This window comes from Kitasatospora sp. MAA19, from assembly GCF_029894125.1.
In the GTDB taxonomy this organism is placed as follows: Bacteria; Actinomycetota; Actinomycetes; order Streptomycetales; family Streptomycetaceae; genus Kitasatospora.
In genome coordinates, this window is the sequence record NZ_JARXYZ010000007.1 from 178016 (window position 1) to 191300 (window position 13285).

16 protein-coding genes are annotated in these 13285 nt (G+C 71.2%); 1 reads left to right on the forward strand and 15 read right to left on the reverse strand.

Annotated elements, in window-relative coordinates; genetic code table 11:
- Nucleotides 1-7: 7 nt before the first annotated feature.
- From P3T27_RS14140 to P3T27_RS14210, 15 genes are all read right to left on the reverse strand, one after another.
- Entirely contained in the window at nucleotides 8-628 is a 621-nt protein-coding gene (locus P3T27_RS14140) for a hypothetical protein (RefSeq protein ID WP_280678109.1), read from the reverse strand.
- Nucleotides 594-875, reverse strand: coding sequence for a hypothetical protein (locus P3T27_RS14145; RefSeq protein ID WP_280678111.1), 282 nt, complete (start codon nucleotides 873-875; stop codon nucleotides 594-596). Before P3T27_RS14145 ends, P3T27_RS14140 begins: the two co-directional genes overlap by 35 nt.
- 7 nt (nucleotides 876-882) lie before the next feature.
- Nucleotides 883-2334 (reverse strand): hypothetical protein, encoded by a 1452-nt coding sequence (locus tag P3T27_RS14150; protein WP_280678113.1) that lies wholly within the window; start codon nucleotides 2332-2334, stop codon nucleotides 883-885.
- Between the two features lie 30 nt (nucleotides 2335-2364).
- A complete protein-coding gene (locus P3T27_RS14155) occupies nucleotides 2365-2697 on the reverse strand; it encodes a WXG100 family type VII secretion target (RefSeq protein WP_280678115.1) in 333 nt (110 codons plus the stop codon).
- A gap of 107 nt (nucleotides 2698-2804) precedes the next feature.
- Nucleotides 2805-3704 (reverse strand): hypothetical protein, encoded by a 900-nt coding sequence (locus P3T27_RS14160; RefSeq protein WP_280678117.1) that lies wholly within the window; start codon nucleotides 3702-3704, stop codon nucleotides 2805-2807.
- The gene (locus P3T27_RS14165) at nucleotides 3701-4381 is read right to left on the reverse strand and encodes a hypothetical protein (protein WP_280678119.1); all 681 of its coding nucleotides are present in this window, start codon (nucleotides 4379-4381) and stop codon (nucleotides 3701-3703) included. Before P3T27_RS14165 ends, P3T27_RS14160 begins: the two co-directional genes overlap by 4 nt.
- Complete coding sequence (locus P3T27_RS14170) at nucleotides 4371-5690, reverse strand: putative T7SS-secreted protein (RefSeq protein ID WP_280678120.1); 1320 nt, start codon at nucleotides 5688-5690, stop codon at nucleotides 4371-4373. The genes P3T27_RS14165 and P3T27_RS14170 overlap by 11 nt, the downstream gene beginning before the upstream one ends.
- A complete protein-coding gene (locus P3T27_RS14175) occupies nucleotides 5687-5983 on the reverse strand; it encodes a hypothetical protein (RefSeq protein WP_280678122.1) in 297 nt (98 codons plus the stop codon). The genes P3T27_RS14170 and P3T27_RS14175 overlap by 4 nt, the downstream gene beginning before the upstream one ends.
- Nucleotides 5984-6130: 147 nt before the next feature.
- Entirely contained in the window at nucleotides 6131-6619 is a 489-nt protein-coding gene (locus P3T27_RS14180; protein WP_280678124.1) for a hypothetical protein, read from the reverse strand.
- A 106-nt stretch (nucleotides 6620-6725) separates the two neighbouring features.
- Complete coding sequence (locus tag P3T27_RS14185; protein WP_280678125.1) at nucleotides 6726-7046, reverse strand: multidrug efflux SMR transporter; 321 nt, start codon at nucleotides 7044-7046, stop codon at nucleotides 6726-6728.
- Between the two features lie 7 nt (nucleotides 7047-7053).
- Nucleotides 7054-7728: an HAD family phosphatase gene (locus tag P3T27_RS14190; RefSeq protein WP_280678127.1), complete on the reverse strand. Its 675-nt coding sequence runs from the start codon at nucleotides 7726-7728 to the stop codon at nucleotides 7054-7056.
- 163 nt (nucleotides 7729-7891) lie between these two features.
- The gene (locus tag P3T27_RS14195) at nucleotides 7892-8974 is read right to left on the reverse strand and encodes an ABC transporter ATP-binding protein (RefSeq protein WP_280678129.1); all 1083 of its coding nucleotides are present in this window, start codon (nucleotides 8972-8974) and stop codon (nucleotides 7892-7894) included.
- A 31-nt stretch (nucleotides 8975-9005) separates the two neighbouring features.
- The gene (locus P3T27_RS14200) at nucleotides 9006-9815 is read right to left on the reverse strand and encodes an ABC transporter permease subunit (RefSeq protein ID WP_280678333.1); all 810 of its coding nucleotides are present in this window, start codon (nucleotides 9813-9815) and stop codon (nucleotides 9006-9008) included.
- Nucleotides 9815-10867: an ABC transporter permease subunit gene (locus tag P3T27_RS14205; protein ID WP_280678131.1), complete on the reverse strand. Its 1053-nt coding sequence runs from the start codon at nucleotides 10865-10867 to the stop codon at nucleotides 9815-9817. Before P3T27_RS14205 ends, P3T27_RS14200 begins: the two co-directional genes overlap by 1 nt.
- Nucleotides 10868-10874: 7 nt before the next feature.
- Nucleotides 10875-12041, reverse strand: coding sequence for an extracellular solute-binding protein (locus P3T27_RS14210; protein WP_280678133.1), 1167 nt, complete (start codon nucleotides 12039-12041; stop codon nucleotides 10875-10877).
- A gap of 367 nt (nucleotides 12042-12408) precedes the next feature.
- Between P3T27_RS14210 and P3T27_RS14215 the strand changes: the two genes are divergently transcribed.
- On the forward strand, nucleotides 12409-13269 hold the full coding sequence (locus P3T27_RS14215; protein ID WP_348534099.1) for a GntR family transcriptional regulator: 861 nt from the start codon (nucleotides 12409-12411) through the stop codon (nucleotides 13267-13269).
- Nucleotides 13270-13285: the final 16 nt, after the last annotated feature.

A 13285-nucleotide genomic window follows, 5' to 3' on the forward strand; every position in this document is an offset into this window, starting at 1 on the left:
GATGTCCTTACGGGTGCTTTCCCTGTGCGGGATTCGCATAGGAAGTGACGAGATGCCACTTTCCATGTGCATCAGGTTCGTAGAAGGTGGCGATATTTCCGCCTTCGAAGTCGACCGGCAGGTAGCGGCTCGGATCTTGTGGGTCCTTGTAGAAGCCGGTGAACCGCTTGTGCCCCTCGGGGCCGAGGATATCTTCGGACACACTGGTGCGATGGCCGGAAAGATCGACTCCGTCCTCAGGGACGCTCTTCGTGACCCTGCTCAAGGGCTGTTCTTGGTCCACCACGTCGCGCACACGATGACTTGTGTCATCGAAGGCCGCCCGCTCGCGCTTGTCGAGGTAGGCATGGACCTTCGTCAGGTAGGCGTACATGTCGTCGTCGGTCTCGAAGTCGATCCAGGTGTTCAGGCAGAACTCGCTGCGCGGCATGGTCCGTTCGGCGAGCATCCGCTCGAAGATCCGCTGGAGGGCGTCGTGCGAAGGGAAGCTGGAGATCGTGCGCCGGGTTCCGAGCAGGTGGTACGGGACGGCTGTTTCGACGTTCAGATATACCTGCAGGAAGCTGGACAGGTCGTCCCACTGCCCGGATTTCTCATTCGGGCGGGATCGGGAGCTCCTCGCGGTCAAGGAAGAAATATGCGTAAACCTTCGTCAGGTAGGCGTACATGTCGTCGTCGGTCTCGAAGTCGACCCAGGTTCGTTCGCAGTACTCGCCCCGGGTCATGCTTCGCTCGGCGAGCATCTGCTCGAACAGGCGTCGCTGCTTCTCGCGCCAGCCGGATGTTCTGACGACTTCCTTGATGCCGTCCATATAGGAATATGCGACTTCGACGTTGAGGTATTGCTCGAAGAATCCTGCCAGATCGGGGTCCATGACGTCCTTACGGGTGCTTCCCAGGGGCGGGGTTGGCGTATGATGTTACCAGTTTGTGTCCGCCATTTCCGTCCGGTACATAGACGGCGACAATGGTTCCACCCTCGAAATCAACGGGTAGGTACCTGCTCGGATCCTGGGGATCTTTGTAGAAGCCGGTGAACCGCTTGTGCCCATCCGGTCCGAGAATATCTTCGATGGGAGTTGAAATGTCGGGAAGATCGCCGGTTTGCTTCAGGTGTTTGCGGACATATTTGTCGACCGTGACCAGATCTGCAGGGTCGTTGTAGCGGGTCGCGTACGGCCCGCATTTGTGGGGGCCGCCGCTATCGGCGTCCACTGTCGTACCGGTCAGTGGGTCGATGTGGTCCCTCGACTTCACGTGCCCGGCATTGGCCGATGCGGGGGTGAAGATCTTGGGGGATCCGTCGGGGTTGGTCATGGTGGTGCCCAGCCTGATCTGAAGGGCAGTGTCGCTGGCCTTGACGTGGCGGCCTGGACCGTGGCCCTGGTCGCCGAGTTCGGTGACCCGCTTCGCGGTGTCGACGCCCTTGCCGCTCGGGCCGGTTGCGCCGCCGACGGCGCCGAGGACGAGGTCGAGGGGCATGACCGGGCCGGTCTGGAAGGTGGCGTCGTAGCCGTAGGTGAGGCCGGCGCCGGTGACCATGCGGCCGGGGAGGGTATCTGCGGCGGTGGCTACCTTGCTCATGGCGGAAGCGAGGGCGACGGAGGTGCTGTCGGAGACCTCCGCGGCGGTGGCGACGACGCGGCCGCCGGCGCCGAGGGCGGAGCCGGCGCCGCCCATGATGCCGCCGGTCTCGGCGGAGTCGACGGCCTCGGTGAGGCTGAACCCGCCGTCGCCGAAGGACATCCGGACCGGCTGGGCGACGGCGATGTCCACGGTGATGGCCTCGACGGCGCCGAAGGCGGCGCCGACCAGCACGGTGGCGGCGATGGTGGCGATGGTTTCGGAGACGGCGACGCCGAGGCCTGCGGCGGTGGCGATGATGCCCGCGGCGGCGGTGCCGGCGGCGGCTTCGGAGATGCCGGCGGTGAAGAAGGCGAGGGCGGTGCCGGCGACCAGGGTGGCGCCGACGATCGCGGCCTCCTCCTTCAGCTTCTTGAGCGCCTTGTCGACCTCGTCGGCGAAGGCCCGCAGGGCTTTGGCGAGGGCGCGACAGACGGCGGCGGCGTCGGGGAGCCAGCCCTTGCCCTGGCCCGCGCTGTCCTTGCCGCCGTAGTAGTTGCCCCAGAACTTGCCGAAGGCGTCGATGGCGGGGCCGTGGTTGTTGGCGACGATGGCGGCGGCGGCCTGGTTGGTGGGCGCGGTGACGTTGTCGATGGCGGTGGCCATCGTGTCCCAGGCGGCGGCGACCGTGCGGAGCTTGTCCGGGTCGGCGTCGGGCCACCACATGCCGGTGACCTTGCGGACGATCTTCTCCGCCGTGGACTCACCCATGCGCCGACTCCCTCCGTGCAGGGCGGCCGATCACGGCGTCAGGTTCTTCCGGACGTGGTTGTCGGCGTCGGTGTGGTTGTCGGCGTGGGCGTTCAGCCCGTCGTGGATGCTGGTGAGCCCCTTGACCAGGGTGTCGAGTGCGGAGAGCACGTGGTCGTGCGGGCCGTTGTAGGCCTGGGCGAACTCCTTGCCCTGCTTGTCGTCGCCCCACGGGCTACCGGCGTCGGCGAGGCTGTGTTTGAGCTTGTCGAGGGCGTCCTTGAGTGCCTTGCTCTGAGTCTCGAAGGTCGGCGCGGCCGCCTTCAGGTCCCCCGGCCGGATCTTGAACTCCGGGCCGCCGGCTTTCGGTCCGTCATCCGCCATGGCGTCATCCCCCGTGCGTGACCGTCAGTGTGTCGGAAAGTGCGAGGGGTGAGACGGTGGGGCGGGATGACGAGGTTTCAGCAAGCTGGTGTGAGCTGGGTCACGCATCAGAGGAAGAGGGTGAGGACGAACCAGGCGGAGCCGGTGGCGAGGACGGTGACGCCGGGCTTGACGGTGTTCTTGTCGGTGACGAGCCAGCAGGAGCAGGCCGTGACGGCGAGCACGTACAGCGCGAACAGTCCGGTGGTCAGCGGACTGCCGACGTACTGGCGGGCGAGCAGGTAGGCCAGCAGCCAGGGCGCGGTGACCGCGCTCCAGGCGAGTGCGGTACGGGCGGCGCCGAGGCGGCCGGCCCGTTCGCGGCCGGTGCGGGAGCGGGCGGCGAGGCGGTCCCGCAGCGGGCCGGCCGGGCGGCTGGAGAGGCCGAGGCAGGCCACGGCGAGGGCGGCGGCGAGCAGGACGGCCACGGCCCAGAAGAGGTCGGTGCCGAGGTCGAGCTGCTCGGGGCGCTTGGGCCGGGCGGTGCCGTCGGGGTCGAAGCGGACGGTGACCTGGTCGCCGACCCGCAGGGACTGGTCGCGCTGGTTGAGGCGGCCGCCGGGCACGGGGGAGCCGTCGACGGACGCCAGGCTGTAGTCCCAGGAAGGGTCGCGCGTCCCGGCGGTGCGCTCCTTGCCGACGACGCGGGCGGTCACGGTGGGCCCGGAGCTCAGGACCAGGTCGTCGCGGACGTTGCTCGTCGCGGACGCCGCGACGAGGAGCGCGATCGGGACGAGCAGGGCCGCGAGGCAGCCGCGGGTCCCGCCGGCCAGTCGGCCGAGGCCTGTCGACAGGACGGCGGTGGCAAGCACCAGGACCGCGAGGCCGGCGGGCCAGCCGTAGGCGCCGTAGGCGGCGGTGAGGCCGACGATCGACAGCGGCGCGGCGATCGCCAGGGCGATCGTCAGCGGGATAGAGCCCCGGCGGGGTTCGGCCTTCGGCGGAGCCGAGTCGGTGGTGGCCGTCATCCGAAGGCCTTTCGGATGTTGTCCCACTGGTGGGGCGGCAGCGCGTCGGCGCTCTCGTTCCGGGGCGGGTGGAAGGCGATGCCGCGGAACGCGGTGGCCAGGAGCGGCAGCCACTCGTCCCAGTACTCGAGGTCCTCGGTGGTGAAGACGGCGGCGACCACGTGCGGGCTCCACGGGTGCGGGATCAGCAGTTCGAGCTGGCGCACCGTGTTGACGGTGGACTCGGGCACGCCGAACACCGCGCCGGGCACCGGGACGGACAGGTCGCGGGCGGCGAGGGCGGCGCGGCCGATCGGCAGTTCCACCACGCCGACGTCGGCGTCCGGCCAGGCCTCGGCCAGCTGTTCGGCGACCCGGGCGGGGTAGCTGCCGGGCGCGCCGAGGTCCTGCGGGCGGACGAAGACGGTGAGCATGCCGTGGATGGGCTCGCCGTCCTCGGCCCGGACCAGGCAGCTGGAGACGTGGACGGCGCCCTCGCGCAGTTGGGCCTGCAAGGCGGTCTCGGCGGCGATCACGGTGCTGAGCTTCTGCTCGGGCCGGGCGCCGGGGAAGGCCGCGTCCAGGCTCTCCGCCGTGCGGGCCATCCGGTCGCCGAGGTCCTCGTCCAGGTCGAGGGTGGTGAAGCCTGCGGGCAGGGTGAGCCAGAGCGGCGGAACCTCGGTGGTCTCAACGGCCATAGCCGGCCGCCCATCCGCCCATGCCGAGCAGGTTGCCGACGGTGGACACGGTGCCGATGACGGCGTTGGCCTTGCCGCCGCCGGTGCCGACGCCGACCGACCCGATGACGCTGTTGCCGCCGGTGGTGTAGTTGACGGCGCTGGTGAGGCCGTCGCTCGGGTTGTCCTGAGTGAGGGCGTACGCCGTCGGGGCGTTGAGCCCGACGGTGGTGACGGCCTGGACGCCATCGGAGACGTTCATCGCGGTGGCCTTGGAGACCCCGAGCGTGATGGCGGGCTTCTCGATCGCGGTGGTGAAGATCGGGTTGGCCGGGTCGACGGCGCGGGCGGCGGTCCGGACCTCGGTCGTTCCGGCGCTCACGGCTCCACGGACGCCCGCACCGGCGGCGCTCGCCTCCCGGGCGGCGGTGAAGCCGGACTTGGCGACGCCCACCCCGGGGATCGCGCCGAGCACGTCGCCGCCCAGGGTCAGCCAGTTGCTGATGTTCTTCTGCGGCGGCAACAGCTTGCCCTCAAGGGCGTACTTGGTCGCGTGCGTACCCGCCGCGGCGGCGCTCAGCAGGATGGCCGGCAGCGCGAAGGCGGGGAAGAAGATCGCCGCGACGCCGCAGATGCCGGCCGCGACCGTCAGCATGTCCGCGCCGTGGTTCTTCAGCCAGTTGCCGACCTTGCTGAGCCAGCCGGGCTCCGGTGGGGCCTTGCTGTCGGCGGCCTTGCGGATGGCGTCGGCCGTCTTGCGGGCGTCCGCCTTGTGGCCTTCGGCGAGTTCGTGGGCCTGGCTCTGAAGGCCGGTGAGGTCGGCGGCGGCGCTGCTGACGAGTTTGGCGGCCGCGTCCAGATGGTTCTTCGCCTTGGTGTAGCGCTGTTCGGCGGCGGCGAGGCCGGCGTCGTCGGGGAAGGTCTGGCCGGCGAGTTTGAGGTCGGGGGCGGCGGCCGCGGCGGTGTGCGCCTGGTCGGCCTGCTCCTTCTGCTGCTTGGCGGCGACTGCGGCGCGGGCCAACTCGGCGGCCTTGGGCTGGTGTTCGGTCAGCGCCTTGTACCAGACGTCGAGGGCCTGGTAGGCGGCGGTGATCGAGTCGGCGGCGTCCTGCAGGTAGGTGGGGAGCTTGCCGAACTGGCCGGCGAAGGACTTGGCGGCCTCGCCGGTCCACTGGCCCTGGTTGGCGGAGAGCTGCGAGAGCGTGGTGTGGACGTCGGTCAGGTGCTGGCCGACCCGGCGCAGGCTCCCGCTGAGGCCGGTGACGGCGGCGGCGTCGCCGGGGGCCGGGTTGAAGCCGAGGCCGGACCAGTCGGGCGCGGGGTCGGTCACGACTGCCCCGCCGGGGTGAGGGCCTTGGTGATGCTCTGTTCGGTGCCGTCGTAGGTCTGCTGCACCTTCTCCAGCCCCTCGTCGAGCACCTTGACGCACTCCCGGACCTTCTTGAGCCCGTACTCCCACTTGCTCTGGAAGTGCCCGCAGGCCTCGTCGAGGAAGTCGTAGCCCAGTCCGCTGCGGCTCGCCTCCTTGAGCGCCTTGAGTCCTTGGTCGAGCTCGTCGCCGCAGCCTTTGAGATCCTTGGCCAGCTTGGCGAGGAACTCGGTGCTGACCGTGAAGTCGGCCACTGCTCCCCCGGTGTGTCGATGGCGTGACCGGCCGAGCATAGCCGCAGTCGGTACGCGGGCGATCCGTTCTGACGGCGGCTTTCCGCCATGCTGACGGGTTCTGTACGGGGCGGGCGGCGGCCGCCGGACGGGCAGCCGCCCCGGGGGTCAGCGGCGCCAGAAGCCGCGCTTCTTCGGGGTGACGAGCTTCGCCACTGCGGCGACGAAGAGCTCGGCGACGGGGGAGGGCCCCTGGCCGTGGTTGAGGTGGCCCTCGGCGGACCACTCGCCGAGGACGGTGCCGGGGCTGCCGTCGAGCGGGCTGAGCGCGTGCTCCAGGGTCACGTAGCGGACGTCCTTGGTGCCCTTGGGGTGGACGGCGGCGACGAAGTGGGCCTCGGTGGCGCCGACCGGGGTGGGGAGGACGACCAGCAGCAGCGGGTGGCCGTCGGCCTCCAGGTGGCGGCAGTCGAGGCCGTGGCTGGGCAGACGGTCCTCGGGCGGCAGGGTCCGGCCGAGGTCGTCCCAGATGCCGGTGAGGACGGGCAGGAGGCTGCCGCCGCCGTCCGGGACGGTCAGCCGCGGGCCGAATTCGAGGATCTGGCGGGGGAGTTCGCGGTGGACGAAGCGGTAGTGGTGGGGGCGGGGATCCGTCATGGGGCCACGGTAGCGAACCGGTCGGAGCGGGCAGTCGGCCCACCCGACGTCCCGCTCCGAAAGGGGAGTTGACCAGTATGTTCGGGACGGACGGGCCGTCAGGACGTCAGTGGCTGCTCCTGAGGTTGAGGACGACCACCCCGACGATCACCAGGGCGATCCCCAGCCACTGGAGGCGGCCCAGCGACTCGCCGAAGGCGATCACGCCGATCCCGGCCACCGCGGCCGTCCCGGCCCCCGACCAGACGGCGTAGGCGACCGAGACCGGTATGTGCTTGAGCGCGCGCCCCAGCAGGGCGAAGGACAGCACGTAGCCGACGGCCACCCCCACGCTCGGCCAGAGGCGGGTGAAGCCCTCGGTGAGCTTGAGGCAACTGGTGGCGCAGACCTCGCTCAGGATGGCGAGGGAGAGCAGGAGATAGGGCATGTCAGCGTCAAACGGTCGGAGCGGCGCCGAGCTTCCCCAGCAGGGCGAGGTCGGCCTGTTCCAGGCTGGCGAGCAGGGTGATCCGGGCGCCGTCCGGCATCGGCGTCGCGGTGGACGGCACGGCCAGCACCGCGCAGCCGGCCGCGGTGGCGGAGGCGACCCCGGTCGGGGTGTCCTCGACGGCGACGCAGGTGACCGGGTCCAGCCCGAGGCGCTCGGCGGCGGCGAGGTACGGGTCCGGCGCGGGCTTGGTGCGCGCGGTGTCCTCGGCGGCGAGGGTGACGGCGAACCAGTCCCGGCCGATGGCGGAGAGGACCAGGTCGACCACCCGGCGCGGCGAGGCGGAGACCAGCGCGGTGGGCACCCGGGCGTCCCGCAGCGAGGCCAGCAGGGCGAGGGCGCCGGGGCGCGGCACCGTCTCGGCGGCGACCTTGCCGGCGAAGGACTCGCCGAGCCGGTCGGCGAGTTCGGCCTCGGAGAGGGTGGTGCCGCTGACCCGGTGCAGGTGGGCGGCGGTGTGCTCGACGGCCTGGCCGAGCACCTCGGGGGCGTCCCGGTCGGTGAGCGGGTGGTGGAGCTCGTCGGCGAGTTCGGCGGCGGTCTGCCACCACAGCTGCTCGGTGTCGACCAGGGTGCCGTCCATGTCGAACAGGACGGCGGCGGGCAGGGGGGTCTCAGGCATGGCGGTACCTTCGGTGGTTCATCAGGTGGAGATACGAGGGTTTCAGACGGCGCGCCGATCGGGCGCCGCCGCCTGGACGGGATGGTCAGGCACGGCGGTCGGGCGCCGAGCCGGGACGGGGCGGTCAGGCACGGCGGTCGGGCGCCGAGCCGGGACCGGGCGGTCAGGCGCGGCGGTCCACCAGCACCGGGCGCTCCGGCAGCACGAGTTCGGCGCGCGCGCCGGCCGGCAGGGCGGCGGTGGCCTCGGTGGGCAGGTCGGCCTTGACCTCGGTACCGTCGTCGAGCCGGACGGTGAGCCGGGTGACGGCGCCCAGGAAGGACGCGGCGACCACCAGGGCCGGGCCGTTCTCGGCCGGCGTCAGGGTGACGTTCTCCGGGCGGACCAGCACCTGCAGCTCGCCGTCGGCCGGCAGCTCGCCGTCCACCGCGTGCCGGCGGCCGAGCACCTCGACGCCCTCCGACGTGCGGGTGCACGGGATGCGGCTCATGGTGCCGACGAACTCGGCGACGAAGGCGGTGGCCGGCCGGCCGTACAGCTCGGACGGCGCGGCGCACTGCTCCAGCCGGCCCGCGCGCAGCACCGCGACCCGGTCGGCCATCGACAGCGCCTCCTCCTGGTCGTGGGTGACGAACAGGGTGGTGATCCCCAGCTCCTGCTGGAGCCGGCGGATCTCCTCGCGCAGCTGGAGCCGGACCTTGGCGTCCAGCGCGGACAGCGGCTCGTCGAGCAGCAGCACGCGCGGCTGCAGGGCGAGCGCGCGGGCGAGCGCGATGCGCTGCTGCTGGCCGCCGGACATCTGGTGCGGGTAGTGCTCGGCGCGGTGCGGCAGGCCGACCAGTTCCAGCAGTTCCTGGGCGCGCTTGCGGCGCTCGGCCTTGCCGGCGCCGCGCATCCGCAGCCCGAAGGCGACGTTGTCCAGCGCGGTCAGGTGCGGGAAGAGGCTGTACGACTGGAACACCATGCCCGCGTCGCGCTTGTGCGCGGGGATCGCGGTGATGTCCTGGCCGTCGACCAGGACCTCGCCGGAGTCGTGCTGCTCGAAGCCGGCCAGGATCCGCAGCGCGGTGGTCTTGCCGCAGCCGGACGGGCCGAGCAGGGCGACGAGTTCGCCGGGGTGGACGGTCAGGTCCAAGCCGTCCAGGGCCGTGGTGGCGCCGAACGAGCGGCGGAGGGACCGGAACTCGACAGTGGCGCTGCCGGGGGCGAGCGCGACACCGGTGACGGGGGCGGTAACCGTGGTCATGGCTGGTAACTCCTGGAAAGCGTGGGGTGGTTCAGGACCGTGCGGCCTTGCGGCCCCGGCCGACGGCGGACATCAGCAGCAGGACGACCCAGACGATCAGCAGGCTGAGCATCGAGACGGCGACGGACATCTGGCCGTCGCTCTTGCCGTTGGAGTTGATCCACACCGAGAAGGGGGCGAAACCGAGGATGGAGGCGGTGGTGAACTCGCCGAGCACCAGGGCGACGGTGAGCACCGCCGCGTTCAGCAGCGCGCTGCGCAGGTTCGGCAGGACGACGGTGAACACCGCGCGCAGCCAGCCGGCGCCGCAGTTGCGGGCGGCCTCGACCAGGGTGGCGACGTCCACGCCGCGCAGCCCCGCGTCCAGCGCGCGGTAGGCGAACGGCAGCGCCATCAGCACGTAGGCGACGACCAGGACGATCGGGAACGTCGGGTCCTGGATGGCCACGATGGTCTGGAACAGCGGGGTGTCCTGCAGGTAGTCCGGGCCCCAGCGCAGCACACCGATGATGCCGGTGGTGAGCGCGACCACCGGGACGACCAGCGGCATCGAGCACATCACCTCGATCACCGGGCGTAGCCTGGGCGCACCGAGCCGGGCGGCGAGCATCGCCGGGACCAGCAGGAGCAGCAGCACCGCCACGGTGACGCCGGCCAGCTCCAGGCTCAGCACCAGGCTGTCCGTGAAGCCGGGCGCGTTCAGCAGGTCGGTGTAGGCGCGGAAGGTGGTGCCGCCCTTGTTGTCGTCGATGCTGAAGTACACCGACGAGGCCAGCGGCACCGCGAAGTAGACGCCGCAGAGCAGCAGGACGAGGCCGCGGCCGAGACGGATGCGGTTGATCAGGCGAGCCACTTGGCACTCCGGCGCTGAAGGGGCAGGTACACGGCCATCACCAGGCAGGCGACCACGATCATGTCGAGGCCGAGGGCGAGGGCGAGGTTGCCCTGGCCGACCAGGACGTTGCCGGACAGTGCGTCGCCGATCTGCATCGAGATCAGCGGCACCGAACTGCCCACCATGGCCTCGGCGGTGGCGTACGCGGCGAAGGAGGCGCCGAACAGCAGCACGAAGCCGCCGAGCAGCGAGGGCACCAGCACCGGCAGTGCCACGTGCCGCCAGTACTGCACGACGGTGGCGCCGTTGTTGTACGCGGCCTCGCGCCACTGGGTGCGCAGGCCCTCCAGGGCCGGGGTGACGGTGATGACCATCAGCGGGACCAGGAAGTACAGGTAGACCACCGAGAGGCCGGAGAAGGTGTAGAGGCTCCAGCCGTGGGAGGTCAGGCCGAACCGCTTGGTGACCTCACCGGCGTTGCCGAGGGTGGCGACGAACATGAAGGCGAGCGGCACACCGCCGAAGTTGGCGAGCACGCCGGAGGCGGACATCACCGCCTCGCGGAACATCCGGAACCGGGACGTCGCCACGGCCTGGGCCAGCGGCAGACCGACCACGGTGGCGATCAGCGCGGTCAGCAGCGAGAGCTTGACGCTGCCCCACAGGGCGGTCCAGTAGGCGCCCTGCAGCGAGTTGGTGAGGTTGTCGGTGGTGAAGGTGCCGCCGCCGTCGGGGGCGTCGGACGAGGTGGTGAAGGCGCCGATGGCGATTGCGACGGCGGGCAGGCCGAAGCCGACCAGGAAGAACAGCAGCAGGGGGAGGGCGGCCAGCCAGGCGCGGCCGCGGCCGGTTCGGGCCTGGCCGGGGCGGGGCGCCTTGGAGGCCTTGGAGGCCTTGGCGCCGGAGGTGGTGGTCGTGGGGGCGGTGGCGTTCGCGGCGGTGGCCGTGGTGGCCTTCGCGGCGTCGGCCGTGCTGGCGGGGGTTGCGGGGCCGGGGGCGCCCCCGCCGCTCTGGGCGGCGGAGGCGGGGGCCGGCACCGGGGTGGGAGCCGTGGTCATCGTCAGGTCAGCCCGCGATCGCCTTGGCCCAGTTCTCGGTCACGGTCTTCTTCGCCGCGTCCGTCTGCTCCTGGGTCGGGAAGGTGGTGAAGGGCTTCTCGACCGGCGGGAGCTTGGCGGCCAGCGTGTTGTCCAGGGTGCCGGCCGTCTTCATGGCGTCGAACAGGGCCGGGGTGGCGTAGCCGCCCAGGAAGCCGTTCTGGCCCTCGGCGCTGTACAGGTACTCCTCCCACAGGCGGGCGGCGGCCGGGTGCGGCGCGTCCTTGTTGATCGCCTGGTTGTAGTACTGCGCGTAGGAGCCGTCCGAGGGGATGGACACCTGCCAGTCGATGCCCTTGTCCTTGAACTTGTCGGCGTAGCCGGCGTTCAGGTACGACCAGTCGATGCTGATCGGGGTCTCGCCCTTCTCGATGGTCGCCGGGGTGACCTCGACCGGGTTGAAGTTGCCGGCCTGCTTGACCTTGGCGAAGAAGTCGATGCCGGGCTGGATGTTGTCCAGCGAACCGCCGTTGGCGAGCGCGGCCGCGTAGACGGCGCCGAACGCGGCGCCGGCCTTGGTCGGGTTGCCGTTCAGGGCGACCATGCCCTTGTACTCGGGCTTCAGCAGGTCGGCGAAGGTCTTCGGGCAGGCGGCCACCTTCTTGGCGTCGCAGGCGATCGACATGTAGCCGCCGTAGTCGTTGTAGCGCAGGCCGGCCGGGTCCTTCATGGTGTCCGGGATCTTGTCGAAGTCGACGACCTTGTACGGGGCCAGCAGGCCCTGCTTGGCGGCGCTGATGGCGAAGGCGGAGCCGAGGTCGAGGACGTCGGGGGCGCGGTCCTGGCCCTTGCGGGAGGTGACCGCGTTGATCTCGTCCTGGCTGGCGCCGTCCGGGTTCTCGTCCTCGATCTCGATGCCGTACTTCGCCTTGAAGTCGTCCATCAGCTTGCCGTAGTTCGCCCAGTCGCGCGGCAGCGTGATGACGTGCAGCTTGCCCTCCTTCTTGGCGGCGGCGACCAGGCCGTCCATCCCGCCGAAGTCGGCGACCGAGGTGGCGGTCTTGGCGTTCTTGCCGCCCGCGGCGTCGCCGGACTTCGCGGAGGAGGAGCCGGCGGAGCCGCAGGCGGTGAGGGACAGCGCGGCGGCGGTCAAGACCGCTGCGAAGGCGGCGGAACGGGCGCGGTGCACGGACACGGGTCAGTCTCCTGATCGGGTGTACTGCAAGGGGGTGAGCTGCGGGGGTTGTCTGATCGGGGGATCGTGCGAGTGGCCGTTCGGAGCCGTTCTGGTGTGCCCGGTGCCGTTCGGAATCATCCGGAGCCGTTCGAGACCGTCCGAGTTGACTAGCCAACTTCGCTGACGGAGGTAAGTACGCCGGAGTCCGGTGACGGGAAGGTGAACGGACGGCCCAGAACCGGGGTCGGCTGCGGGAACGGTGGAATCAGGCCATCGGAGCGTGATCCGTTCGGTGCGATGCTTCAAAGGCGCAGCGGGATAAGGTCGGGCTGTCCGTGCCGGTACGGCTGCGTAGGACACCGCCCCAGGAGGGACATTGACTGACGTGGCACTTGAGCCCGAGCGCCCGGCGGCCGAGCGGCGCCCGGCGGCTCAGCAGCGCTCTGCGGCCCAGCAGCGTCCGGCCGCCGAGCAGCGCCCGGCGCCGGTCGTGGAAGGCGCCTCCGGTGCGCTCTACCGCAAGGTGGCCGCCGACCTGCGTGAGGCGATCACCACCGGTGCGTACGGCGAGGCCGGCCGGCTGCCCGCCGAGGGCGCGCTCGCCGAGCAGTACGGCGTCTCCCGCGGCACCGTCCGCCAGGCGCTCGCCGTCCTGCGCTCCGACGGCCTGGTCACCTCCCGCCGCGGCACCCGGCGTGTCGTGCTCGGGGGCGCCCGGGTGCAGAGCTTCTCCGAACTGCTCAGCTTCACGCACTGGGCGTACTCGATGGGCGAGGAGCCCGGCGGCATCCTGGACTCGCTGGTCCGCCGCCCGGCCGACGCCGCCGAACGCGAGCAGCTGCGGCTGGAGCCCGGCGCCGAGGTGTACGTGACCGTCCGGCTGCGGACCCTCTCCGGCGCGCCCGTGATGGTCGAGCGCACCATCTACCCGCCGCGGGTCGGCGAGATCGTCGCCGAGCTGCCGCCCGACGTCGTCTCGCACACCGAGGTCCTGCGCGAGCACGGCATCCTGTTCACCGACGCCGACCACACCATCGACATCGTGGCCGCCAACGCGGAGGACGCCCGCCTGCTCGGTTGCCGCCGCGGCGGCCCGCTGCTGCGCGAGCGGCGGCGTACGACGGACCCGACCGGCACCCCGGTGGAGTGGTCCCAGGACCGCTACCTGCCCGGGACGGTGGCGTTCAGCATCCACAACTCGCTGGCCACGTCGGCGCTTTCGCGGCACGCGCGGGAACAGGACTGAGCGGAGGCCCCGCCTG

Excerpts from the sequence above, each read along its gene's own strand:
- P3T27_RS14160 (WP_280678117.1), bottom strand. The coding sequence starts at position 3,704 with ATGACGGCCACCACCGACTCGGCTCCGCCGAAGGCCGAACCCCGCCGG.
- P3T27_RS14190 (WP_280678127.1), bottom strand. The coding sequence starts at position 7,728 with ATGCCTGAGACCCCCCTGCCCGCCGCCGTCCTGTTCGACATGGACGGC.
- P3T27_RS14165 (WP_280678119.1), bottom strand. The coding sequence starts at position 4,381 with ATGGCCGTTGAGACCACCGAGGTTCCGCCGCTCTGGCTCACCCTGCCC.
- P3T27_RS14180 (WP_280678124.1), bottom strand. The coding sequence starts at position 6,619 with ATGACGGATCCCCGCCCCCACCACTACCGCTTCGTCCACCGCGAACTC.
- P3T27_RS14185 (WP_280678125.1), bottom strand. The coding sequence starts at position 7,046 with ATGCCCTATCTCCTGCTCTCCCTCGCCATCCTGAGCGAGGTCTGCGCC.
- P3T27_RS14145 (WP_280678111.1), bottom strand. The coding sequence starts at position 875 with ATGGACCCCGATCTGGCAGGATTCTTCGAGCAATACCTCAACGTCGAA.
- P3T27_RS14150 (WP_280678113.1), bottom strand. The coding sequence starts at position 2,334 with ATGGGTGAGTCCACGGCGGAGAAGATCGTCCGCAAGGTCACCGGCATG.
- P3T27_RS14205 (WP_280678131.1), bottom strand. The coding sequence starts at position 10,867 with ATGACCACGGCTCCCACCCCGGTGCCGGCCCCCGCCTCCGCCGCCCAG.
- P3T27_RS14155 (WP_280678115.1), bottom strand. The coding sequence starts at position 2,697 with ATGGCGGATGACGGACCGAAAGCCGGCGGCCCGGAGTTCAAGATCCGG.
- P3T27_RS14195 (WP_280678129.1), bottom strand. The coding sequence starts at position 8,974 with ATGACCACGGTTACCGCCCCCGTCACCGGTGTCGCGCTCGCCCCCGGC.